Below are 26254 nucleotides of genomic sequence, written 5' to 3'. Positions count from 1 at the left end.
CATGACACAATCAGCAAAAACAATACTCGTGGTTGAAGATGAGCCATCACTGGCTATCGTTTTATGTGAATACCTCACGCAAGCAGGGTTTCAAACTCACATCATTGATAATGGCCTAGAAGTGATTGGCTGGGTAAAAAGACATAACCCTGACCTACTTATTCTAGATTTAATGCTGCCGAATCGTGACGGCCTTGATATCTATCGTGAATTACGCACCTTTAGCCAAGTTCCCGTTGTTATGGCCACTGCACGTGTCGATGAAATCGATCGCTTATTAGGCCTTGAACTCGGTGCTGATGATTATATCTGCAAGCCATATAGCCCGCGTGAAGTGGTTGCTCGTATCAAAAATGTATTACGTCGCACAGTCGAGATCACGACAGCATCAGCACAGCATGGCCTCATGATTAATGATGAGCAGATGAAAGCGACATTTGATGGCAAAGAACTCACTTTAACGCCCGCGGAATTTCGCCTACTGAGCTTTTTTAACCAACATTCAGGCCAAGTCTTTAATCGTGATCAACTAATGCAAAAGATTTATGCCGACCATCGCTTAGTCACCGACCGCACCATCGATAGCCACATTAAAAACTTACGCAAGAAATTACAAGACGCAGCACCTGACAATGAATACATCAAATCCATTTACGGGGTTGGTTATCGTTTTACACTGTAATTATTTTGGTTTTTTTAATATTATGTGGAATCTCCACATTTCCTCCATAATTCCTGCGCATTTGTTGCTTATAGTTACTCCATCAACAGGTTAACCCACACGAGTTAACCTTGTTTAAGACTAACAACCAGCAATAAGTGAGTACATTATGAAAAAGACATTATTTATTACCGCAGCCTTATTAACAGCGATGACAACGACTACGTTTGCTTATGCAGATAACGATAACAAGCAAGGTAAGCATGTATCTTTTGAACAAATGGACACCAACCAAGATGGCCAAGTATCAAAAGAAGAAGCTACGGGTCGTTTAGCTGAGCATTTTGATAAATTCGATACAGACAACGACGGTTTCGTTAGCAAAGAAGATTTACCAAACAAAGGTAAGCATCATAAGGGCAAGATGTTCGACGAAATGGACACCAACAATGATGGTAAGATCTCAAAAGATGAGGCGACTGGCCGTCTAGCTGAAAACTTTGATAAATTTGATACAAACAACGACGGTTTCATCACTAAAGATGACATGAAAAATAAAGGTAAACACCATCGAGGAAAAAACCATAAAGGCATGATGTTCAAAAAAATGGACACTAACAACGATGGTAAAATCTCTAAAGAAGAAATGAACCAATACTTTGATAAATTAGACTCAAACGGAGACGGTTTTATCACTAAAGAAGACATGAAAGCGCAACATAACAAGCGTTAAGCAGAAAAACAATCAATTACGCCACACTAAAAAATGCCTGTTAGTTATCGCTAACAGGCATTTTTATTGCCTTGTTAGCTGCTTTTTTATCAAAAAGTATAACTTTAGTGTTAACTAGATCATGTTTATTCGTGTAGATGCTCCTTTTAACGATCTGAATTACATAAGATGAAGATAACCAATAAATGTGACCCAGCTAACAAACAGAGTGTGAGTGATTTATGTCGAAACCTTATCCCCTTGGAGCAAACTTGCTGTCTGCCAGCAATTTAAAACCACAAGGCTGTAACTTTACGATATATGCACCAGACTGTGCCAATTTGCAACTGGTGTTGTTTAATGGCAAAGCCCAACGCAGTTTTACTATCGAAAACAAATATGCGGGTATTCATCATATCTTCATTAGTGATATTAGTGCTGGTCAAGAGTATGGTTTCTCAAGCAATATAGACGGTAAAGACTGGCTGTTGCTTGACCCCTACGCAAAAGCCGTCAGCAAAGCTCCTTATTATGAGCCGCCCTACAGCGCCGATAAAAGCTGGCATATGGCAAAAGCGCTCGTTACCGATAATACATTTGATTGGCAAGGTGTGCCGCAACCAGATATCCCACTTGCTGAAACAATTTTATTAGAGACGCACACCAAAGGTTTTAGCCAATTAAACCCGGCGATAACATCCGCTGCACCAGGCAGTTATCAAGCATTAGCAGACCCTGTAAATATTAAATTGTTAAAAGAACAAGGTATTACCAGTGTACAGCTGCTGCCTGTTGCCGTGTGCATGCATGAACCGCATTTATTAAAACAACAAGGCGTCAATTTTTGGGGTTATAGTACCCTCGCCTTCATGGCTCCCGATCCCCGTTATGCAACCATCGATGCGGTAACTGAATTAAAAACCGCGATCCGAGAACTGCACAGAAATGGTATCGAAGTGATCTTAGATGTGGTCTTTAATCATACTGCAGAAGGTGGTCAAGATGGGCCTATATTCAATCTTAAAGCTCTCGACCACCGTTATTACTTACGGGATAAAAATGGGTTACGCAACTATACCGGTTGTGGCAACAGTTTAGATTTGACTCACCAAGCGAGCCTTAATTTAGTGATGGACAGCTTGCGTTACTGGGTAAGTGAATATCATATTGACGGCTTCCGTTTTGATTTAGCTGCAACGCTGGGCCGTAAAGGCGATCGCTTCAACCAACAAGCCCCTTTTTTCCACGCCGTTGCGCAAGACCCTATTTTACTGCCAACTAAACTTATCGCGGAACCTTGGGATATTGGCCCTGATGGCTATCAGCTAGGTTATTTTCCCGATGGCTGGAACGAATGTAATGATAAATTCCGTGATACGGTACGTAGCTTTTGGCGTGGTGACCATGGCTATTTGAAAGATTTTGCGACCCGTATTATGGGCTCTCGTCACTTCTTTAGTGGGGGGCGCTGGCCACATAAATTGCCTGTCAATTATATTGCTTACCATGATGGGTTCACCCTGCAAGATTTAGTGTCTTACAACGATAAACACAATTGTGCTAATGGTGAAAATAATCGCGATGGCCATGGTGATAACCGCTCATACAATTGCGGCATTGAAGGAGTCACTGATAATGTCGAAATTATCGCCTTTCGTGAAAAGCAAAAGCGTAATTTGATCACGACTTTACTGTTTAGTTTTGGCATACCGCACCTGTTAGCAGCTGATAGCGTGTCGCATACGCAAGGCGGTAACAACAATGCTTATTGTCAGGATAATGCAATAAGCTGGCTAAACTGGCAGATGGACGAATTAAAACAAGAATTCCAAGACTGGTTAAGTAAGATGATCGCAGCACGTAAACAATACATGCTGCCATTCATTGACGCATTTACTGGCGATGGACGTAATGATCACCGCATTAGCTGGTACTGCAGTAATGGCGAAGTGATGCAACAACATGATTGGGAGCATCAAAGTAGTTTAGGACTTCATCTCGGCCTCGGTACTGATGGCGATGAACTACTCTTGTTATTCAACCAAATAGATACGCCTGTCGATTTCAATTTGCCAAATGTACCGCCAATTTGGCATCGCGTTTGTGATACAAGTTCAATGCACCTTGCACCATTAAATGTAAACGATCACTACCAACTTGCAGGCCGCTCTATGGTGATATTACAACGCAGTGGTGTTAGTACTAATGTTGCTAGTGTCACTGCTACTGTTAAGAGTGGTGGTATTATTAAGAGTACTACTGCGACGAGCACTGGCGATATTATCTAAAGCACTGACGCGTTTAATTTCTTGGGGGGTGAAATAAGCCTCCCGTAACTGCATAATTTCGAGCTGTTGTTGCTCACCATCGCCACTCCCATCACTCCCATCATTCGCGTTATGCGTAATAACAGCCAGCTCTTCTCGATATTCAGCTAACTTACTTTGCCACTGCTCACGCTTAACCTCCAATGCAACTAAGCGATCTGCCACTTCAGGTGAAAATGAGTGTTGGGTGAAATCTTGTAATTCGCTCTGACTCGCTCCCTGGGCTTGTAAATCCTGATACTGTTCCCGATATTCATTGAGCTGATTGGCGTTATGCTGCTGTGTCAATAGCCACTCAGGCGCAGTGATATCAAGTTCGGCTTGTGCCGTTTTCTTCTCTGCATCACTTAACACCTTACTCTGGTTAATTGCCGCCAGCTTTAACATATACGCTTCGTATTCATCCGCTTTACCAAAAAAAGCTGTAATAACATCATCATCAAGATAAGTAGTGCGCGCATCGACTACCATTTCACGCACTTGAATCACGTTGTCTAACGCATATTCAGCACTACTTTCAGGGTCAACGCTCTGCTCAAATTGCTGCTTAATCGCACTCACTTCATTTAAATATTGTAGATAACCCGAGAATATATCCATGCCTTGAGTCAAGGCAGGATCAGTAAGCTGAGATATCAGGCTATGCTTAATACGCGTAACAATAATATCTAAACTTTCCTCGCCCATTGCCGACAGATAAAAATCAAATAAATGCTGAATTTTTTTGTTAATAACCAATTCACCAAACTCATTCACATCCAGTGTTAATGGCAACACAGAGCCTAACAATGAGCTAGGTAATAACAACGGTACTTCAGTATTTTCAGCAAGCACGTCACCATCCCAATGAACCAAGGCATTAACCACTTCAGGGGCTAATGGATAGCTCGCTTGCTTAGCGACTACTTGCGGTAAAAGTGCCGGTGTAGATTTTACTGAGATGGATTGTTCATCGCCTGGCGATAATAGTACGCCGCCCGCTACCGCAATAACAACGGATAATCCAGTAACCATGATAAGCGGTGTTAATTTAAATGACATGATAGACTCCATCGTACGCGGTTCTGTAAATAGCTCATCATGATAACGAGCTAGATACTTTAAATAAGTAAGCACTTGAAAAATAAGCACTGTCATTTATCCACAGTGCTTACCTCGTGTTCAAAATAGTGAATTACAACCCAGCGCTCGTTAAACGCTTCACATGTGCCGAATATAGAGGTAAAGGACTGGTGCTGCCTAAACCACGTAAACCAAACATACCATTAATTTCATCGGCATGATTCATGGTGTAATCATCACGGATGACTTTGCCTAAATGTGTAGAGCAGCGTCCAACAACACCATCATTTGCTTCATCTATCGTAAGATACGTCACCGCTAATAAACCATCAGCAAGATCGAGTACATTAGAATTGAACACTGGATTATATGTGCCGCCCCATGAGTAATACGATACACCGTTAACACTATGAGCACCGTCATTGACTGAGTAGTCATAAACCCAATTTGGCCAATACCATGAGCCTGCGTTATAACTTGGCGTCGCTTTACATTCACCCTGTCTTAGACCCTCAGGGTATTTCGCATTAAAAATTGCCGCGTCTTTAGAATTCAATGCCTCCAGAGAGCCCATCGCATTGACAGCATTATCATTATTACCAGTAGCAACAGCGAGTAAACTCGCAACCGCATTACCAATCGCCATCGCTGGTCCTTCTAATGGCGAATCTTTAATAACATCGGCGGTACCAGAACCTCGATGCGGAGAACCAACTGACGTAACAGATGCGACCAACTCAGGTCGTACCGATGCCACATAGCGAGAATCAATACCACCTTGAGAATGACCAATTAAGTTAAACTTCTCAGCGCCCGTAACTGCACTTAGTTGCTCTAAATAGCTCAATAACTGCTCGCCACGTACTTCACTGGTATCATAACCACTGACTTGTGGTGTATACACATTCGTTGCGCCCACATCTGCTAACGCTCCTTTCACACCATAAAAATAATCTGCGAGCACACTATCAAATCCAGCAAGGCCGTGCACTAATACCACAGGGTATTTGGTTTTCCCCGAGGTATCCGCTTGAGCGGGTGTAACCATGAAGCACAAGGCTCCAGCTAAGACAGGAAGTAAAGTCCGAGTTTTTTTTAACATAGTTAATCCTTTATCGTTAAGTTATCGCCAACTTATTTATGACGGCAATGTCGCGCACCCATAATGACAACCTGTCTCGTTAGAGTGCAGAAAAGTTATAACGTAAAAAAACAACAGGTACAACCAGATGGAGTTAAGGAGTGTTATTCATCAAATTAGCCGGTATATAAGAATTAAATGGGAAGTTTAAAATAAAAATTTAGCACTAATAATCACATAATAAAAAAATAACAAAATAAGTAACCAAATGTGAAATATTCTCTGCCATTAATGATTTCGTATCATTAATTTTCACACTTAACATAAGTTATTGTTAATTATTAAGATTATAGTCAAATATCAATATTTAAATTAAGTTTCATTTTTATAAAAATATTTATACTTATCAGACCTAGATCATACTAAGGTATGGGTTCAATGTTAAACAGAGCAAATAAATTGAATTTATGTGGATATCAAGTTGGCACTTTATCGAAAGGGTTAATCTTATATCGGCAAATAACAAGTGAAAAAAAACCAGCAATATAATCACTGGTTTAAACTGGCAAGCAGCATTAATCTATAATAATTAATATGGCTTGATTATTAATAATCATTTAATCGAATATCAATGTTTATTGATAGCATCCCACATACTAAGTACAAGTTCTTGTTTCTGAGGGGTTAACTCATTCGCAACAAGCGCATCTCGCAAACTGTTCACGACCTGAAATTTAATGTCGTGGGGATAAATTTTACCTATATTTTCGCACTTCGCCGTAGCAAAAGTAACGTGGCCGTGTAAATACTCAGCCGCAAATAGTTGATCCGACGTTCCTTGTTCTACAAATCCATCAAGCTTTTCCATTAGCTTGCTTTGATAAGTAGCTTTAGACAATGATTATTCCTCATACTCTGGGTTGGCGACACGATACATGATGTAATCACGATAACCTGTGGTTACACGAATAAAACCTGATAATGCTTGGTCTAATTCAACATCCCCTGTGTCTACGATTAAGGGACGTCCTGCTAATGCCGACAACTTCGTTTTGGTTGCCAACACAATAATATTTTCTTTACCGATTTGTTTAATCAACTGCGGCGACAGTTGCTGATTACCACGACCAAAAATATGCCCCTGGCCACCGATTAAGGTGATGACCAATTTACAGAGCTTACCTTGTGTCAACGCGATTAACTGCGCAGCAGTTTGGTCTGAAGCAATCAATTCATGCTGATGTACAACATCAACACCTAATAACGTATTATCCAGTCCTAATTCAGCCATGGTGAATGCCACCGTTGACCCAGAACCCATAATATAATATTCATCTTCCATATCTGCCATAACATCAGCAGCTATGTCGGTAAGCACTAATTCGTCTGATTCAATACCACCCATTTTTACGCTTTGTACATAACGTAAATCTGTCGGTACCATCATCTCGCCATAGCGCTTCGCTTTTACAGTGCCTTGACGAAATGCAACTTCATCAATATCCATCACATCAGCATCCGCCAAGGTAACCAGCTCGCCTAAAATCAATCGACGAACGACACAACCGGCGGCTTTTGGCGTTACGCCATAGACACCTGAATGGATCTTACAGCCTGCAGGTACACCTAATACTGGAACGACATCGTTGATCGTCGCACAAATATTACGTGCTGTACCATCACCACCAGCAAACAATAACAAATCAATATCTTGTGTTAATAATGCATCAACAGCCGCATAGGTATCTTGCTCGGTGGTAATATCACTTGCAGGTCGATAAACGACGTCAACATCAAAGCCTAACTCTAAACTACAACGCTCGCCCATTTCGCCACCCGCAGTCACCACACTAAAGCGCTGAGCAAGATCAGAAAACTGACCTAATGCTTGTAACATACGATTATTCGCTTGCGGAATAGCACCTAAACTAAGTGCTTGCTGGGCAACATTATCGCTGCCTTTTAATGCCACGCTGCCACCAACACCGGCAACGGGATTCACAATAATACCCAGCTTAAATGGCTTCACGTTCATACATACCTCGATAATCAAAATCTGTAAATACCAGCGGTTTTGTATTATAAAATGCTTGTAGTGCTGTCACTAACGCTTGCGTTCTCGCTGATAAACCGTTTTCTAAATATAAGCGTACTTGATCGTGTATCTTGTGCTGAAAAGCTAATCGGTCAATCACAATATCACCCAAATTGTCCGCACTCACACGAAATTGAAATCCCGCAGCAACACAAATAATCCATTCAATCGCCTGTGGCACAATTTCGACTTTTTCAAATTCTGCTTGCTGCTGCGCATTACGACCATCAGCAATATACCAGTAACCAAAATCAACCAATTGATGACGTGCTAACCCCGCCACTAACCAATGCGAAATTTCGTGCATGCCGCTGGCAAAAAAACCATGGGCAAAAATAATACGGTGATGGTCACAACTTACATATTGCTCAAAGTCAGTGTTCGCCGGCATGTAAATCGGCTCATCATCGCCTTTGACTAATTGGGTATTAAATTCACTTGCAAATGTGTGGTTGAAAACAGCAATCAAATCTTGATACTGGTGTTGTTGTTCATCGCTTCCATCATTTGTTAATGAATAGTTTGCTAATAAATCGCTTGTTGATAAGTCTTTTAAATCGTCTTGCATACTGCGCCTAGCTAATCTTTGAATTACTGAGCACTATTTAATGAGCAGGATTATACCCCTATGGTAGTGGTATGTCCGCTAATATATCGTGCTCAAATCGGTAATTTTCGCTAGTAGAATACTCCTTTACGCGATATTAATCTAATACTGCTGCTGAAGTTAATGTCACGACACCGACACGTGCAGCAGTTCCGAAACTAGCTTCTGCAGTGAGTAACAACTGATGTTCACCTTGCCAGAGAATACTTTCCCATTGTCCATAGAGAGAGAGATTAAAGCGTTTTGCCATATCCCAATTCAAGTTATTGTTGTTAATAGGCACAATCCAAATAAAAGGGTGTTTGTAAACTAAGTTACTATCATATCCAAGTAATACCAATTGCGCGGTTGCAGCATTATAATCTGCCGCTGTGATCAAACCATCGACATTCAAGGTTTGTGCGGGGATAACCTCTATAACACTGTTATTAGCTGCGCTGTTGTTGATATCGACTAAGTCCATTCTATACAAGCGGCTTTGTAAATTAGACCAATTTTTACTTAGCACCCATAACTCTTCTCCGACAACTGTTGACGCCTCACAATCATAGTCATGCATATATCGTGTCAGTGGCTCAGTGGGTTTATCCGCCATTGAGAAACGCGTAGTATTAACGGCTGACACCGTATCACCATCTGCGGCGTTTATTAACACATCAGTATCAATATTGATAATGCTACGACTCTCTCGGGTGCCATGATTGTTACCGCAATCCATCACAAAGAGGCTATCCATGTTTTGAGCTAACTCTTCCCAGTCATAACTGCTGACATCATCAATGTGTACCTGCTTAAGTACTTGCCCAGTTTTATCATCTATTTGATATAAATTAGCGCCATCACCACTGTCATTCGTTGTCCATGTTTGACCACTAAACCGTGCCAGCGCAGAGCTTTCTTTTACCTTATCTTGCAGGGTGCTTTGTATTTTTATATCAAGTACCGGGTAGTTATTCAACGGTCTTGACCAGTAAAAATGCCCGAACACTGCAAAAATGCCGACAACCAATAAGCCCCACATGACTTTTTTAAGTACCCATCTAAATCTTGCCATTACGACCCTCTGCAATATGAACTACAACGCTATCAATCAAAAGTAACTTAAGTATAAATAACACTTTAACTATATAGTATTGATTATAAAACTTAATTTTACTAATTTAACCCTTTCCTAATACTAAAAAACGATACAATGTATATATTCACTTTAAATTGAAATATTTTAAGCGTACACTTGTACGCCTAACTGGTATGACAACTTAACGATAGGATCATGTATGTCACCGAGACCGATAACAAGTCCGACACCAATAATCGCAACCGCAGACACCATTGCCGCACCTTATGGCGTCAAAGAAGAAGCCGCAAACACTTGGTCGCATCTCTTTGGTGCCTTACTCAGTATTGCCGCACTTATTGCACTATTAATACCATCAATCGAACAAGCAGATCCTTGGCGTATTGCCAGCTTTAGTATTTATGGCATTTCTATGTTCTTATTGTTTTTTGCTTCAAGTGTTTATCATTATGCGACTAACCCTGCGACGAAAGCGAAATTAAAAACACTCGACCATTGTGCTATTTTCTTGCTCATTGCAGGGACTTATACACCATTACTCTTGATTGAACTACGTGGGGCACTCGGTTGGAGTATCTTTGCAGTTGTTTGGTCAATGGCAATCATTGGCATCATCGCAAAGCTCTATTGGGCTGAACGCTTTAAAAAAGTATCGTTATTCTTCTATCTTATTATGGGCTGGTTAATTGTCTTTGCTGGTGATGAGCTATTAGGTAAGTTAGATACTGGTGCGCTGTATTGGCTGTTTGCTGGCGGACTTGCTTATTCAATTGGTGCGATCTTTTATGCCAATAAACGTATTCCATATAACCACGCTATTTGGCATATATTTGTATTACTCGGTAGTGCTTGTCATTTTGTGACAATTTACCTTTATGTATTACCCGTTAATCACTAGAAAAAACGGCATTAAGACCTACTCTTAATGCCGCTTTTAATCTAATGCTTCTTAATCCACTAGCGTAACGTCAATCGCACAACTTGCCATTACCCGTTTAATCTCAGGAATACACGAACCACAACCCGTGCCAGCTTTACTGCAACCACCAACAGCTTCAACCGTATCAGCACCTGCTTTTACGGCTTCAATAATGTCATATTCTGTCACTTGATGACACGCACATATCATCCGGCTTGGCGGTGTTTTAGCTTCCCCCTTTAACGTGGCACGTAAACCAATATCGGGCGTCAACAAGGTTAAACTAGCTAACCAGGTATCATCGTCAATGTCGTTAGCAGGTGTCACCATTAAGCTAATATCAAGGTTCTCTTGAAAGCTCATGGCAAAACGGTATTTCTGCTCTGCCACATTCTCGTAATCAACTTGCTTAGTCATATAACTGTTATGTAGAGCGAGTTTTAATTGTTGGAAGAATTCAGCAGGAGCAGTAACACTAGCAAGATAATATAGAAAACCCTGCTCTAAACGACGTTCAACCCAGTAATCCACCATAGGCAATATCTTAGCCACTTGCAGGCGGCGTTGACTCCACAACGCAGCGCGCGATGCATGTGACCATGTACTGACACTCACTGGTGTGTATTTATTTTCTGGTTGCCCCGATAATGGGTCGGTATGCCCCGCGACGAGACTTGATATAGCCCCTGCACTGGCATTTTGACGACTCCAATGAATAGGTAGAAATAATTCACCTGAGTTTTGACTTACTGTCGCATGCGCACGCACTAATAACTTACCTTGTAAACTTTCAACCGCAACTAAGCTGCCATCAGCAATACTACGTTCTGTTAAATCTAGCGGGTTAATCGACAATAACGGCTCAGGCATATGCCCATTAAGCTTGGTGGCTAAACCGGTACGACTCATACTGTGCCATTGGTCTCGATTACGACCGGTATTTAAGATCATCGGATAATCTTGGCAAACTGAACTTGCTGCTGATTTGTGGTAAAGCGCAATAAAGTTCGCTTTACCTGACGGCGTCGAAAACTGACCATCGGTGAATAACCGCACTTGTGACTTGTTGCCTTTTATCGGCCACTGCATCGGTTTATGCTGGTCATAATCTTGTTCAGCTAATACAGCAATATCTAAACCCCTTGGTAAAGTATCTTGTTTAAAGCCTGTCATCTGCGCATATTCAGTAAACACATCAGCCTCTGACTCAAAGCTAAAGTCCTTGGTAAAGCCCATGCGTTTAGCGACTTCCGCTAATAACCACCAATCTGCTTTTGCTTCACCAACACTTGATAGGAAGCCACGTTGGCGTGATATACAGCGTTCTGAATTTGTCACTGTACCAGTTTTTTCACCCCAGCCTTGTGCAGGTAACAGTACATCAGCACAAGCAATCGTATCTGACTTAGCAATGCAATCAGACACAACCACCAGCGGACAATTTAATAACGCCTGCTGAATTTTGTCTGAATCAGGCAAACTTACCACTGGATTCGTGCCCATGATCCAAATCGCTTTGATCTTCCCCTGATGCACTTGATCAAACATGTCGATCGCTTTAGCACCATTTTTGGTAGCCAACTTATCGGTATGCCAGAACTCACTCACCACAGCATGACTCTCTGGCGTAAAATCCATGTGCGCCGCTAACATACTTGCAAGACCACCAACTTCGCGGCCGCCCATCGCATTTGGTTGACCGGTCACTGAAAATGGACTTGCCCCCGGTTTACCGACACGTCCTGTCGCTAAATGGCAGTTAATAATCGCGTTTACTTTGTTGGTACCACTGGTTGACTGGTTCACCCCTTGGCTAAATAAGGTGAGGGTTTTATCGATATCGGTAAAACGACGGAAAAAATCCAACATAGTATCGAGTTCAAGATTACAAAATTCAGCTAACTCTCCCCAGCTTGGTGTTGATTGGTATGCAGATTTTAGAGCCTCTTCAAATCCTTCAGTATGCTCGACGATATAGGTAAGATCGCAAGCATTCTCTTGGTCCAAAAACTCCAACAAGCCATTATACAACGCCACATCCGTCCCCGGACGAATGGCTAAATGTAGATCGGTAATATCACACGTATCGGTTCGACGTGGATCAATCACGGTAATTTTTAAGTTTGGATTCGCCATTTTTGCCTGTTTTATTCGGCGAAATAAAATGGGATGGCACCAAGCTAAATTCGAACCGACTAAACATATATGCTCGGCAGCTTCGATATCTGCATAGCAAGCGGGGACAGCATCTTCACCAAAGGCACGCTTATGCGCAACTACGGCAGAAGACATACACAAACGAGAATTAGAATCGATATTGCTACTGCCGATGAAGCCTTTCATCAATTTATTGGCAATATAATAGTCTTCGGTAAGTAGCTGCCCTGATACATAAAAGGCAACGGCATCTGGGCCATGCTCAGCGATCACCTTATTAAATGAAGAGGCGACATAGCTTAATGTGGTTTCCATACTCTGCGCTTGACCACGAATATAACATTCGGTAAGACGTCCTTCTGGGACTAGGGTATCGGCTAGCGTTAATCCTTTTGAGCAAAGATTACCTAAATTGGTAGGGTGAGATTCATCACCACGGATCGTGACTGAATTATCTTGATTTACTTGCGCTTCGACACCGCAACCGGTGCCGCAATAAGGACATGTGGTTTTAACCCATTTGGGTTGTTGCTTTAGCTTTTGCATATATCATCCTTGGTTGCGCATGTTCATACCAAGGAATAAAGCAAAAAATCAGCCAAGTCTAACGTTTAGCGGTAACAAATTAAAAATCACAGGAAAATAAGGTCAGATACTCGAATACAAGGGTAGCGAATGACTTTATTGCCAAAATAGAAAGGCTTTAAGCGCAAGAATAGTGCTAAAGCAGTGCTAAAACAAATAAAGCGCACCACATTGGTGCGACCTATTGTTATCACAAATAGATGAATAGATTTAACTTCATTGCTGAGTCATATTGTTGAATTTCTCAAACAAAAAATCCAGGAACAAGCGAATGCGTTTTGGTTGATACTGCTTGCTGGTATAAATCACATTTAAGTCAGCACTCGATACGGACCTTGATGTATTAAAGTTCTTCATATAGCCATCAAGCACTGTCACAAGGCGCCCACTATTAATATCATCTTGCACATCAACAATGGATTTAAGTGCTATCCCCGCCCCTGCTAATGTCCACAGCCTAATAACCTCACCATCATCAGACAACCGTTTTGCAGCCACTGTTATTGTTGTTTTATGTTCTTGTTGTTGGAAATGCCAAGTTTTTAACTCTTCGTTCCCACGTAACATAACTAAGCAATCATGATCAACTAACGCTTCAGGTGTTAAAGGCACACCACGCTTTGCTAAATATTCCGGTGATGCACACAATACTCGCCAACTTGATGACAGCCGCCTTGATATAAGACTACTATCAGCCAATTCACCATAACGAATAACGATATCAATCCCTGATTCAGCAATATTTGATATCCGATCATTGAGGTATAAATAAGGCACGACATCGGGATAACGGTTAGAGAAGTCGGATAATATAGGCTGAATATATTGCTTACCTATATCCTTTGGCGCCGACACTTTGAGTGAGCCCTTAACGTCTTCGACCACATTTTGTAAGCGGTTTTCAGTCTCATGAACACTAGCGATTATTTCCAGCGCAGCCTGATAATAAAGTTCGCCAGCATCGGTTAATGCAATATGTCGAGTGCTTCGATTCAATAACTTCACTGCATATCTTTCTTCTAATGCTTGTAATCTTGCGGTCATTGTCGCGGGAGAGAGCCCCATGTCACGCCCAGCAGCCGCTAAACCTTGGTGTTTAACAATGCTGACAAACATAGTCATATCAGAAAATTTATCCATACCCTCTCCTATTGTTCGGCTTATCCGAATAATGATTTCGTATTTTACTCAATTATCAAAATAAATCGAATGAATATAATAACCAGCATATTATAAACAGAGATAACCACGATGATTGAAAAAGAAAAAATGCCTTTCCAGGTTTGGATATTGACACTCGCCGCATTTGCGATTGGCACCGCAGAGTTTGTTATCGCCGGTATTCTACCGCAAATAGCAGTATCACTTTCCATAACAGAGGGTCAGGCTGGTTACTTAATCAGTGCTTATGCGTTAGCCATTGTCATTGGCGGGCCGATCTTAACGATATATTTAGCGCGTTTTAATAAAAAAGCGGTACTGACTGGGTTAATGGTGCTGTTTATCCTCGGTAATATACTGTCTGCTTTGGCACCAACCTACGAATTATTATTAGTGAGCCGTGTCATTGCCGGACTGGTACAGGGTCCATTTTATGGCATTGGTGCGGTTGTAGCAACAAACCTGGTATCAGAAAAAATGGCTGGTCGCGCTGTAGGTCAAATGTTTGCAGGTCTAACGCTGGCCAATGTACTCGGCGTGCCAGCAGGTACTTGGATCAGCTTGCAGTTCGGCTGGCACAACACGTTTCTGACAGTTGCTGCATTCGGTGCAGTGGCCATGGTTTTCATTCTAATGTCGATCAAATCAACTGGTCATGGCGAAGCTAAGAATATTAAAGCCCAGCTTATGGCATTCAAAAATCCCATGTTATTAATGAGTTTAGCGATCACTGCTTTTGCATGGTCGGGTTTCATGACGCTATACGGATATATTGCACCTATCGCGATGCACATTACCGGTTATGGCGAAGATGCGGTTACTTGGATCTTAGTGATTGTCGGTCTCGGTCTCATCATAGGTAACACCCTAGGTAGCCGTTCAGCAGACAAAAATCTCAACAAAGCATCGCTATTCTGGGCCATAGCTATGATCCTTTCATTAGTATTAGTCGGTTTAGTTATTGATAACGAAATACTTTTTGTCATCGCCGCATTTATATTCGGCATAGCATCGTTTGCCAATGTACCTGCAATGCAACTTCGAGTCATGAATCACGGCGGCGAAGGTCAAGAGTTAGCGGCCACAGCAAATATCTCGGCATTCAATTTGGCCAACGCATTCGGCGGCATCCTTGGCGGTATCGTGCTTGATAGCAGTATGGGGGCGAGCATGATCCCTTACGCTGCCATCATCGTTCCCGTGATTGGCTTACTGTTCATCACTAAAGTAAACAAATCCACATTAAACGGCTAAAATAAGGTAAGCATCATGAGTAAATTATTCCAAAGCACGACACTAAAACAATTAGACCTAAAAAATCGTGTCGTAATGGCACCAATGACCCGAGCACGCACTAGCCAACCTGGCAATGTACCAAATGAGTTGATGGCGACTTATTATAAGCAACGTGCTAACGCCGGATTAATCATTTCTGAAGCCACGCAAATTTCTGATGATTCACAAGGTTACTCATTCACGCCTGGCGTTTATACCGATGAACACGTTAATGGCTGGCAACCAATCACCCGCGCAGTCCATGAGCAAGACGCAGCCATGTTCTGTCAATTGTGGCATGTTGGCCGCGTTTCTCATCCAACATTTCAACAAGGTGAACTACCGATTGCACCGTCAGCATTGGCTCCTGTAGAAACTCAAGTATGGATATCTGACGAGCAAGGTAATGGCAATATGGTTGACTGCATTCAACCGCGAGAAATGACGCAAACAGATATAGATCGCGTTATTAACGACTTCGCTAATTCAGCGACGCGAGCCATAGAAGCTGGCTTTGATGGTATCGAGATCCACGGTGGCAATGGCTACCTTATCGATCAGTTCCTACGTACAAACTCAAACAAACGCACAGATCAATATGGTGGCACAAGTAGCAACCGCATTCGCTTTCTATTAGAAGTGGTGGATGCTGTGATAGCTGCAATTGGCGCTGATAAAGTCGGCGTGCGCCTTGCTCCCTTCATTACCTTCAAAGACATGAACTGCCCAGAGATTGTACCCACGATTCTTCAAGCGGCAAAAGAACTACAAGCACGCGACATCGCTTACATGCATCTATCTGAAGCTGATTGGGATGATGCCCCAGAGATCCCAGAAAGCTTCCGTATTGAACTACGTAACATCTTCACTAATACGATTATTGTCGCGGGCAGTTACACACAAGCGCGTGCTGAAGAAGTACTAACGAAAGGTTATGCTGATTTAATTGCTTTCGGTCGCCCGTTCGTCTCAAACCCAGACTTAGTATCACGCTTGCAGCACAGTTACGCACTAGCAGATCTTGATGGCGCCACGCTGTTTGGCGGGAATGGCGCTGGTTATATTGACTATCCAACTTATACGAAATCAAATTAATCAAAACCTATAATAAAAATAAAGGCTTACCGAGGTAAGCCTTTATTTTGTTTTCAATACAGATGAAATACTATTTACTCACCGCCAAATACGCACCTGCGGCGATCATAATGCTGCCTGCACCTCGGTTTAATCGCTGATGTGCTACCGGTGTTTTTAACATCCCCGCCATACGGCTGGCACCAAAAGCAATGAGCATTAAACCCGACATTAGCGCAATTGATGACAAGACGGATACAAGTGCAATATCTTGCGCTTTAAGAACAGTTAGGTCGATGAACGTTGGTAAAAACGAAATATAAAACAGGATCACTTTTGGGTTTGATGCTGAAATTAGAAAACCTTGCGTAAAACTTGCCAACATAGCACCTTCTTTTTGCGCATCTGCTTCAGCTTGAATATCACTCTTAATCTGCGGCAAGGCTTTAATCATTTTATAACCAAGATAAATCAGATAAGCCGCACCAAGATAACGAATCACCGTGAACACTTCAGACCAATTCTCTGCGATCGTTGCAAGACCAAAACACGCTAAAATCAAATAAATAACGTCACTACCAATCATGCCCATTGCCAACATGATACATTTTTTAGGACCTTCAACCATTGCACGAGCCAAAATGGCAAATACACCTGGCCCTGGCGTAATACCAAAAATAAATATCGCGATAAAAAATGTAACAGCAGACTCAAAGGACATCAATAACTCTCTCTAAATAATAACCAAGCTTAACAACTAAGTTTAATAACGAATTGTATATAAGTGAACTGTAGCATAGCGACTCCCACAGTCTCAAAGAATCAATTATGATTAAGCATAATTAATATTCAAAAACGTGCACAAATCCTATTTTAATTACAACACCACCAACTTTAACATCAGCTATTTTCAGTCCATTAGACTTACTCTAAAATTTCATAATGCCTTTGTACATTGACTGTCGCTTTAGCCCAAGCAGAGCCTTTAACTCGGGCTTGGTGTTGTTCAAAAGCCGCTTTATTAATAAATTCTTCATATACTTCAAAACGATTAAGATTAATCTCTGACGGCGTGACATTAAACATTAAACAACCCGGTTCATTACGTGTCAGTTCTTTATGACTAATAAGTGCTTTCTTCACTGCAGACAAGTCCGCAGTTGGGACTATAATAAATCCTTTTAGAATAACTTTTTTCATCTTTAGCTCCTGATACGCTTAAAATAAATAATCCTCAATCTAAAATATAACGTAATAGCGCCTGTTTACATTACAAGGTCTAATTTTTGCGATCTGCCTAAAACAAAAAACGGCCTCAAATATACATTTGAGGCCGTCGGCATTTATCCTATTAAGCTTTATGCTTAATTAACGCTAAATCATTACTTGTATAAATGGCGCTCTGAGTTCAAGCCTTTAATTAAGCTCACACACATCAGCAGCAATACAAACGTAAACGGTAATGCGGTAATAGTCACACCCGCTTGCAACGCTTGCAGTGCTTCAGAACCACCAATCCATAACATAACACCAGCAATAGTTCCCTCTACTACAGCCCAGAATATACGCTGTGGTACAGGCGCATCAATCTTACCGCCAGACGTGATGCTGTCGATTACAAGTGAACCTGAATCTGATGATGTAATGAAGAAGATTAATACTAAGATAATCGACAATATTGATAACACATCACCATACGGCAGTGCATCGTACACATGGAATAAAGATAATGATAAATCAGTTAAGCCGTTCGCGCCCAATTCACCCACTTTATTCACGACTTGATCGATAGCAATACCACCAAATGTAGCCATCCAAACTAACGTCACTAACGTTGGAACAAAGACAACAGCAGACAAGAATTCACGTACAGTACGACCTTTAGAGATACGCGCAATGAACATGCCTACGAATGGTGACCATGAAATCCACCAAGCCCAGTAAAATACCGTCCAACCTTGCATCCAAGCAGTGTCATCACGACCATGTGGATTACTTAAACCAATAAAGTTTTGGCCATAAGCAATTAAAGTTTCAGGGATTGCAACAGTAACAACATCAAAACCAATGATCAGAACAAAAATCAATAGTGCAAAAGCAAACACCATATTGATATTACTCAATACTTTAACGCCGCCATCGATACCACGGATAACCGAGAAGATTGCAATTAAGGTTACAAAGGCAATCACGACCAGTTGCATGCCAATGCCACCATCGGTGCCAAATACATGGTTGATACCACTCGTCGCTTGCTGTGCACCAAGACCTAGCGATGTCGCAAGACCAAATAGCGTCGCAAGTACAGCTAAGATATCGACAACGTGACCAGCCCAGCCCCAAGCTCTATCACCAATAATCGGGTAGAAAACAGAGCGGATTGAAAGAGGAAGACCTTTATTATAAGCAAAGAAAGCCAACGCAAGCGCGACAATACCGTAGATAGCCCAACCGTGGATACCCCAGTTATAAATCGTTGCAGCAAGTGCTAATGACTTTGCTTCAGCAGTTAACGGTTCAACATTAAATGGCGTTCCCCACCAATTAGTGAAATAAGCCGTTGGTTCAGCAACACCCCAGAACAGCAGACCGATACCCATACCACCAGCAAATAACATTGCTAGCCACGAGATCGTTGAATGTTCAGATTTTGCTTCTTTACCACCAATACGGATCTTACCAAGCGGTGATACGATTAATACGGCAATAAAAAAGACGAAGAAATTAGTTGACCACATAAAGAAGCTATCGAAATCAGCTAAAATGCCATTTTTAATAGTGTTTAATGTTTCTTTTGCGGTAGCTGGGTCTACGAGGAGGAGTGCTGAGAGGAAAAAGATAATAAGGCCGGCGCTAATGCCGAACACAGGGTTGTGTATATCGAAACCCCATTTTTGTACATTATCTTGACCAACTTGGTAATCAGTGGTTTCAATACTATATTTATTTAACGAACTATTTTTATTTAACGAACTATTTTTGTTTAACGAGCTATCCATAAATTATGCTGAGCATATATCCTGCAATACTTTTTAATCGAAAAGTAAAAACGAAAGGGTCATTAGTTAAAGCCATAATGAACCAAGTGATAAAAAATCGGTTAAAAGAGTAGCAAAAAATGTGGCAAAACTCAAACAACCGCCGTTTAAACTTTATTTTAATCGAAAACAAGGCCGCAAGATATAAATATGTATAAAAATATGTTTAAATTGGCAGGAGAATTATTGCATTTGACGATGAATTATTTATATCGATAATAATAAACTATATCAAAAAAGTAACTACACAGATCTGTTAATAATACTGATAATTACTCGAACTCCCCTCTTTTAATCCCTTCGCTACATACATTGCAGAATCGGCTGTCAAAAATAATTTATTTACCGTATTAACCTCCTCAGATGAAAAAGAAATACCTATCGCAGAGCCGACAGTGACAGTCTTACCCCCGATATTAATCGGTTGCTGTATTTGCTCCATGATCCGCTCAACAATCGTATCTACATTTATACGGTCACCATAATCACACAAAATAAGAATAAATTCGTCACCACCAATACGAGAGAAGATATCTTCACCACCAATACTATAAGACACTCTTTTTGCAATCGTTTTCAATACTTCATCACCAGTGTGATGGCCTAATGTATCGTTTATCTGCTTAAATCCATTCAGATCAATAAAAAAGCAGCATAACGGTTTGCTCTTTTGCATTTTTAAAGTGATCAATTCAACACAATGTTTTCTATTGGGGAGCAGTGTTAACTCATCTATATTTGACTGTTTTTGGGTTCGTTTGAAATTCAAGTATGTCACTGACCAAACTGTAATTAATAGAGTACCAATCAAAAATGCACTATAGATGATGTATAACAACCTCTCCTGGTTACGATTAACCTCATCTGTAAAAAGATTAAGATCACTCCCTTTCAACTCAAAAAATACAATCTTGTCATGGCCTAGCTTCAATTTTTCAACAATCGTTAAAATATCAGGGTATTGGTTAATAGGATCTTCTCTTGCTAAAACTGGTAGTGCGACCTTATCTAATTTAACAATGTTTTCTTGCAAAATATTAACCGCATAACTTTGCAATAAAGGAGATATTTTTTCATCGAGTGCTAAATATTCATAACTAACAATTAAAAAGTCTAATTTTTCTAAGATTGCCTCGTTATCGTTTTTATTTAAATATATAGCCTTTTTTATTTGCGCTTCAAGTCGTGACAGCTCCTTGCCAAAATACCAAGAGCCCCAATATGATGCCCGTATCGACTCAACATTGCGCATGACATTTTTGTTACTCTGATCATATCTCAATGTAATAAAACCAGCTAAACACAATTCAAATAATATGATGAAAGTCAAAGGTAACCATATTGTTGCTGTGTATTTATTTTTCATCCGTGCTTAATTCCACAGTTAATATCAATTCTTTCAACAAACCAAACCAGATTAATCACAATATCTAATTCATGAATATCCTCGACTTTAATACGACTCAAATCACGCATTAATACTAACGGCCCCTTCTGTCGCCGAGTTATCATTTCATCATTAATGGCATAAGCCAGCATGTACTTATGCTGCTGTAACTCTGCTCCAGATATCTGCACACTGTAATCATTCTTTGCATGTACATGTATCGTTTCTAAACCATTGCCATCAACATGCTTGATGATATTTTCAAGGTAGACCCCTAAGTAGCGATGTTCCTGCTTTTTCCAAGGTAATAATGTCGTTATTTCAGCACTTCGTAAGGCTTTGAGCGCAGGCATTGTAAAGCTTACATCTTGCTGATTTTTACAGTTTTCAATCGTTAACATTGTTTTATCATCACTATATGAAAAGAACGCTGTCAATGTTAGCAACACACTGGTTAACCTTATTATAAAAACATTATTTTTCATTCTTATCTTCTTAATCATTGTCAGTGTATAAGCTTCTAATAGCTTTAATTTCAGGTAAAGAAAGTACTAATGGAACGACTGCTATTATGCTGACGTTACTGGTTCACACGAAATAGCACTTAATGAAACTCTCGGATCTCGAACACTTAAATCGACATTATCTAAAATACGACACAGGGCTGCAAAGTCAGTGATATAAACGCTACTTCTTTCGAGTTCGATATAGCCTAAATTTTCTAACTGTTTTAGCGCTTCATTTACCCGCTGGCGGGCAATTCCGATAATCATACTGATCTGCTGCTGTGAAATAGCAATCTTAGGGATAACCCCTTTAATTTGTTTTTGATACATGGCTAACTCAATCAGCAAATAACTAATTTTTATTAGTTTATTTTCTGATGACAACAGTTGTGATTGACGCCATTTTTGCTGCGAAGCATTCACGACATGGTATAACCATTTCACCACCTCTAAATCATCATCCATTAAAATATTCAATTGATTTCTTGGGAATAAAATTAAATTCAGCGGCTCTATTTCTGATAATGAAAACGACACCAAATCATTTTTTACGGATTGGCAATCGCCAAACCACTCTTGCTTTCCCATCACCATACTGTTCACTGTTTTTAAATTTCGAGATTGCATACAAATAGCAGCATTACCTTGGTATATATAACAAACACCATCAGAAAATATCTGACGGTTATCCGTAAAATCAGTTTTACACTGTGCGATTTTAATTAATTTACGTTTGGTATTATTTGACAGTGTAGTCGGCCAAATGATTTTTTTGGCGGTCTCCAATTGGATCAATTTATATAACCTTTAATGTTAATGTTGCATGTCTACCTAGCTTCAATTTATAACGTTTTTATTAAAACGATTGAAACCAAATACATTGATATTAATAATTGGTTTAACACTAACATTGAAAGTAACATCCTTCTGTCCGTTGGCGGACACAGCGTTTAGACAACAATCGAAACAATCATGAATAAAGGCGATATCATTCCTATTGAGGTAAGCGTGACGATGAGCAATAGAGGCTAGAGTCATTGTAGGTAACGACATTAGATAAGAAAATCAAGTAAGCAATTATGTAAGAGCACGGCTAACAATATTAAAAAATAGTGAAGGCTAAAGCAGCAGGTATAAAAACGGCCTCAAACATACATTTGAGGCCGTTAACACTTACAATTTTAATTATTATAAAATACAGTTTTTAAAACTTACATTTTAAACTCTTTAATTGCCAAGATTAGTAAGGCTGATAACCAAAGTCATTATTTATATAAATGATACTCTGAATTCAAACCTTTAATTATACTCACGCACATCACGAGCATTAACAAGGCGAATGGTAGTCCGGTCGTTACAACACCCGCTTGTAGAGCTTGTAGCGCATCGGTACCACCAATCCAAAGCATGGTCGCTGCAATTGAGCCTTGTATTACAGCCCAGAAAATACGCTGTGGTACAGGTGCATCAACTTTACCGCCCGACGTGATACTGTCGACAACGAGCGATGCAGAATCTGATGAAGTAATAAAGAAGATTAATACCAATACAATCGATAATACTGACAACACTTTACCATACGGTAGTACATCGTATACGTGGAATAATGATAACGAAATATCAGTCAAACCATTGATACCAAGCTCACCGACTTTATTCATAACTTGATCGATAGCAATACCACCGAACGTCGCCATCCATATCAACGTCACTAACGTTGGAACAAAGATTACAGCACACAAGAATTCACGAACTGTACGACCTTTAGAGATACGCGCAATGAACATGCCTACGAATGGTCCTAATGAAATCCACCATGCAAAGTAGAATACCGTCCAACCTTGCATCCACGATAGATCAGCACGGTCATGCGGGTTACTTAAAGCAACAAAGTTTTCAGCGTAAGCAGTAAAGGTTTCTGGAATCGTCACCATTATCACATCAAAGCTAATAATCAATACAAAGATTAATAGTCCAAATGCAAATATCATATTGATGTTACTCAATATTTTAACCCCGCCATTAATACCACGCATAACAGAGAAAATAGCCACTAAGGTAACAAGTACAATAACAACGAGCTGTAAACCAAGACCGCCTTCAGTACCAAATACATGATTGATACCACTCGCCGCTTGCTGTGCACCCAAACCAAGTGATGTCGCTAACGAGAATAACGTCGCAAGTACAGCCATGATATCAACAATGTGACCAGTCCAACCCCACGCACGATCACCAATGATCGGGTAAAATACCGAACGAATGGATAGTGGTAAACCTTTGTTAAAAGAAAAGAAAGCCAGAGCAAGTCCAACTACGCCATAAACCGCCCAACCGTGGATACCCCAGTTATAAACTGTTGCAGCCAACGCTAATGATCTTGCTTCAGCAGTGAATGGGTCAACGTTTAATGGCGTTCCCCACCAATTGGTGAAATAAGCAGTTGGTTCAGCAACCCCCCAAAACAACAGACCAATGCCCATGCCAGCAGCAAACAACATCGTCAACCAAGATAAGGTTGAGTGATCTGTTTTAGCTTCTTTACCACCGATTCGGATTTTACCAAACGGCGATATAATCAGTAACATAGTGAAAGCAACAAAGAAGTTTGTTGACCACATAAAGACGACATCAAATTCTGCCATGATGCTATTTCTAACATTTGTTAGAACTTCTTTTGCTGTGGATGGGTCTACAAAGAGGAGGGCTGAAATGAGTAGGAAGATCAAACTAGCGCTAATACCGAATACAGTATTATGTATATCGAAGCCCCATTTTTGAATGTTATCTTGACCAACCTGGTAGTCCGTGGTCTCAATACTGTATTTGTTTAAATTACTGTTTTTTAACTGGTTATTTATTTTTAACGCACTATCCATAAATTATGCTTAAGCATATACTCTTAAATACTTTTGATCGAAAAGTAAAAACGAAAGGCTCATCAACAAGCGGTGATGATACCCCGAAGTAAAAACGTTTCGCAGAATAGCAACTACTGTATGAAAATTCAACAACCATTAAGAGTAGTAAATCAACTCGGAGGCCAATAAGATCGATAAGTCAAAAACCAGTGCACAATAGAAGTTACATTCTTTTAAACAGTGGCAAGGATCCGGTTGGAAAGTCTTTTAAATTAGGAAATAAATCATTAACGTCATTTTTAGACGCGCCAAACCAAGCAGCTAAACTGGCATTAATTTGGGTCAGTGAAGTACTGGGTAACAATCGACCACTACGATAATCATCCGCACCACCACGTAACATAATGGGCCACTGACCATATAACCCTCCCTGCACCGCGCTACCAATAACCAGCTGATGTGAACCCCAACCATGATCGGTGCCACTACCATTACTGGTTAAAGTACGGCCAAAGTCAGATGCAGTAAATGTCGTGACTTGTTTGGTTAACGATAAAGACGCTAAGGCTTGTTGAAAGCTGGTTATTGCACGGCTTAGCTCTGCCAATAACAGCGGCTGCTTATCAATCTGTCCGGCATGCGTATCAAAGCCCCCTAGCTCGACCATAAAGACTTGGCGTTGCATGCCTAAGCTTTCACGTAACAAAATTGTTTGTGCTACCCCAGCCAATTGCCGAGACAATTTACCGTCATCAAAAAAAGCATCTATCTTGGCTAATGCTTTGCTATTTTCAGCCCACAACTGTGTTAATACTGTAGCTAGATCTTGTGCTGAGGTTAATTTTCCGCGCATGACACGTATTAATACATCATCACTGGGTAAAGACTGTAAAGTTTGTACGGTTTCGACTCTAGCCTGTTGTCTTTTATTACCCTTATCATCCAGTCCTATTATTTTACTAGGCTTGCCAGGAGCTAATACAGCGCCTATTGAATGTTGACCACGTAACCACTGATTACTCCCTCGGAAAGAAATGCCCATAGGCAAAACGGCGTTGGGTTGAACATATTTAAAGCTAAGCTGCTCATTCATATGTCCTGCCCATCCTGTCGTCACATTATTATCACCAACACCGGAATAAACCGCTTTACGTTGTTGGTTGTGGGCAAATAAAAAGGCTGGTTTACGTTTCTTGTTTTTCTTAAATTCATCACGACTACCCGGTTCAATCAATACCCCCGTATTAGCAATCACAGCGACTTGGTTACCTCGCGCTAGCGATTGCAGTCCTTCCATACCGGGATGAAAGCTTAGAGCGTGCTGTTGACCAACCAGATCACGTAGCATGATAGGTAACAACTGCTTGCTATAACGATCATCCCCTTTATTCGCCAAGTACTGCGGTTGATTAACATAATTAGGCACAGCCAGTGCTTGTCGGCTGTTCATGTAGTTCTGATATTGTGGGTGAGTGGTATCAGGAAATACCATATTGAAGGCATCATTACCGCCATTGAGCATGATGCAAACCAAGCCCTTGTAATCACTTGCCCCATGCTGTTTATCTGCAGTGACTTGTAGCGCCAGCAACGGGTTCGATTGCAGTAATGCGCTAGATGCGCCTAATAAGCCAAACGCCTTAAGGATTTCCCTGCGTAGTATCATAG

The 26254-nt window shown here is 40.7% G+C and carries 22 protein-coding genes; 6 read left to right on the top strand and 16 right to left on the bottom strand.

Translation table 11 applies throughout. The features are described 5' to 3' along the window. Position 1: 1 nt before the first annotated feature. The 3 genes from JFU56_RS14575 to glgX all read left to right on the top strand — a co-directional run bounded on the left by JFU56_RS14575 (position 2) and on the right by glgX (position 3661). Positions 2 to 682 carry a response regulator gene (locus JFU56_RS14575; protein WP_198438017.1) on the top strand — a complete coding sequence of 227 codons (681 nt, stop codon included), beginning with the start codon at positions 2 to 4 and terminating at the stop codon, positions 680 to 682. A 148-nt stretch (positions 683 to 830) separates the two neighbouring features. Further along, entirely contained in the window at positions 831 to 1394 is a 564-nt protein-coding gene (locus JFU56_RS14570) for an EF-hand domain-containing protein (RefSeq protein WP_198438016.1), read from the top strand. Between the two features lie 221 nt (positions 1395 to 1615). Beyond that, positions 1616 to 3661, top strand: a complete 2046-nt coding sequence (gene glgX / locus JFU56_RS14565) for a glycogen debranching protein GlgX (RefSeq protein ID WP_198438015.1) — start codon at positions 1616 to 1618, stop codon at positions 3659 to 3661. Here the strand turns inward: glgX and JFU56_RS14560 are convergent. The 6 genes from JFU56_RS14560 to JFU56_RS14535 all read right to left on the bottom strand — a co-directional run bounded on the left by JFU56_RS14560 (position 3554) and on the right by JFU56_RS14535 (position 9599). Beyond that, a complete protein-coding gene (locus JFU56_RS14560) occupies positions 3554 to 4741 on the bottom strand; it encodes a lipase secretion chaperone (RefSeq protein ID WP_198438014.1) in 1188 nt (395 codons plus the stop codon). The genes glgX and JFU56_RS14560 overlap by 108 nt on opposite strands. Positions 4742 to 4874: 133 nt before the next feature. Further along, the gene (locus JFU56_RS14555) at positions 4875 to 5864 is read right to left on the bottom strand and encodes a triacylglycerol lipase (RefSeq protein ID WP_198438013.1); all 990 of its coding nucleotides are present in this window, start codon (positions 5862 to 5864) and stop codon (positions 4875 to 4877) included. 607 nt (positions 5865 to 6471) lie between these two features. Then, positions 6472 to 6741 (bottom strand): YfcL family protein, encoded by a 270-nt coding sequence (locus JFU56_RS14550; protein ID WP_198438012.1) that lies wholly within the window; start codon positions 6739 to 6741, stop codon positions 6472 to 6474. 3 nt (positions 6742 to 6744) lie between these two features. Next, positions 6745 to 7878 (bottom strand): ATP-NAD kinase family protein, encoded by a 1134-nt coding sequence (locus tag JFU56_RS14545; protein WP_198438011.1) that lies wholly within the window; start codon positions 7876 to 7878, stop codon positions 6745 to 6747. Then, positions 7859 to 8506, bottom strand: a complete 648-nt coding sequence (locus tag JFU56_RS14540) for an elongation factor P hydroxylase (RefSeq protein WP_242065966.1) — start codon at positions 8504 to 8506, stop codon at positions 7859 to 7861. The genes JFU56_RS14545 and JFU56_RS14540 overlap by 20 nt, the downstream gene beginning before the upstream one ends. Before the next feature lie 136 nt (positions 8507 to 8642). Then, entirely contained in the window at positions 8643 to 9599 is a 957-nt protein-coding gene (locus JFU56_RS14535) for a hypothetical protein (protein ID WP_198438010.1), read from the bottom strand. A 223-nt stretch (positions 9600 to 9822) separates the two neighbouring features. Here JFU56_RS14535 and JFU56_RS14530 point away from each other — a divergent pair, with 223 nt between their 5' ends. Beyond that, the gene (locus JFU56_RS14530; RefSeq protein WP_198438009.1) at positions 9823 to 10521 is read left to right on the top strand and encodes a hemolysin III family protein; all 699 of its coding nucleotides are present in this window, start codon (positions 9823 to 9825) and stop codon (positions 10519 to 10521) included. A gap of 51 nt (positions 10522 to 10572) precedes the next feature. Here the strand turns inward: JFU56_RS14530 and JFU56_RS14525 are convergent, their stop codons facing one another. Further along, the gene (locus tag JFU56_RS14525; RefSeq protein WP_198438008.1) at positions 10573 to 13245 is read right to left on the bottom strand and encodes a nitrate reductase; all 2673 of its coding nucleotides are present in this window, start codon (positions 13243 to 13245) and stop codon (positions 10573 to 10575) included. Positions 13246 to 13500: 255 nt separating this feature from the next. Beyond that, complete coding sequence (locus tag JFU56_RS14520) at positions 13501 to 14424, bottom strand: LysR family transcriptional regulator (RefSeq protein ID WP_198438007.1); 924 nt, start codon at positions 14422 to 14424, stop codon at positions 13501 to 13503. A 111-nt stretch (positions 14425 to 14535) separates the two neighbouring features. Here JFU56_RS14520 and JFU56_RS14515 point away from each other — a divergent pair, with 111 nt between their 5' ends. Together JFU56_RS14515 and JFU56_RS14510 are read left to right on the top strand one after the other, a co-directional pair. Next, on the top strand, positions 14536 to 15699 hold the full coding sequence (locus tag JFU56_RS14515) for an MFS transporter (protein ID WP_198438006.1): 1164 nt from the start codon (positions 14536 to 14538) through the stop codon (positions 15697 to 15699). Between the two features lie 15 nt (positions 15700 to 15714). Then, positions 15715 to 16815, top strand: a complete 1101-nt coding sequence (locus tag JFU56_RS14510; RefSeq protein ID WP_198438005.1) for an alkene reductase — start codon at positions 15715 to 15717, stop codon at positions 16813 to 16815. A gap of 70 nt (positions 16816 to 16885) precedes the next feature. Here JFU56_RS14510 and JFU56_RS14505 read toward each other — a convergent pair whose 3' ends face one another. The 8 genes from JFU56_RS14505 to JFU56_RS14470 all read right to left on the bottom strand — a co-directional run bounded on the left by JFU56_RS14505 (position 16886) and on the right by JFU56_RS14470 (position 26252). Next, positions 16886 to 17515, bottom strand: coding sequence for a LysE family translocator (locus JFU56_RS14505; protein WP_198438004.1), 630 nt, complete (start codon positions 17513 to 17515; stop codon positions 16886 to 16888). 203 nt (positions 17516 to 17718) lie between these two features. Beyond that, positions 17719 to 17994 carry a putative quinol monooxygenase gene (locus JFU56_RS14500; RefSeq protein WP_198438003.1) on the bottom strand — a complete coding sequence of 92 codons (276 nt, stop codon included), beginning with the start codon at positions 17992 to 17994 and terminating at the stop codon, positions 17719 to 17721. Positions 17995 to 18176: 182 nt separating this feature from the next. After that, positions 18177 to 19793, bottom strand: a complete 1617-nt coding sequence (locus JFU56_RS14495) for a BCCT family transporter (RefSeq protein ID WP_198438002.1) — start codon at positions 19791 to 19793, stop codon at positions 18177 to 18179. Positions 19794 to 20088: 295 nt separating this feature from the next. After that, positions 20089 to 21198, bottom strand: coding sequence for a GGDEF domain-containing protein (locus JFU56_RS14490; RefSeq protein WP_198438001.1), 1110 nt, complete (start codon positions 21196 to 21198; stop codon positions 20089 to 20091). Then, complete coding sequence (locus JFU56_RS14485; protein WP_242065965.1) at positions 21195 to 21668, bottom strand: hypothetical protein; 474 nt, start codon at positions 21666 to 21668, stop codon at positions 21195 to 21197. The genes JFU56_RS14490 and JFU56_RS14485 overlap by 4 nt, the downstream gene beginning before the upstream one ends. A 120-nt stretch (positions 21669 to 21788) precedes the next feature. Further along, entirely contained in the window at positions 21789 to 22520 is a 732-nt protein-coding gene (locus JFU56_RS14480) for a Crp/Fnr family transcriptional regulator (protein ID WP_198437999.1), read from the bottom strand. Positions 22521 to 22990: 470 nt separating this feature from the next. Further along, positions 22991 to 24604 carry a BCCT family transporter gene (locus JFU56_RS14475; protein WP_198437998.1) on the bottom strand — a complete coding sequence of 538 codons (1614 nt, stop codon included), beginning with the start codon at positions 24602 to 24604 and terminating at the stop codon, positions 22991 to 22993. Between the two features lie 205 nt (positions 24605 to 24809). Then, positions 24810 to 26252, bottom strand: a complete 1443-nt coding sequence (locus tag JFU56_RS14470; protein WP_198437997.1) for a DUF1501 domain-containing protein — start codon at positions 26250 to 26252, stop codon at positions 24810 to 24812. Positions 26253 to 26254 lie beyond the last annotated feature (2 nt).

It is taken from the genome of Moritella sp. F3 (genome assembly GCF_015082335.1).
In the GTDB taxonomy this organism is placed as follows: domain Bacteria; phylum Pseudomonadota; class Gammaproteobacteria; order Enterobacterales; family Moritellaceae; genus Moritella.
Note: the sequence above shows the minus strand (reverse complement) of the source record. Positions and strands in the feature narration are given on the sequence as shown.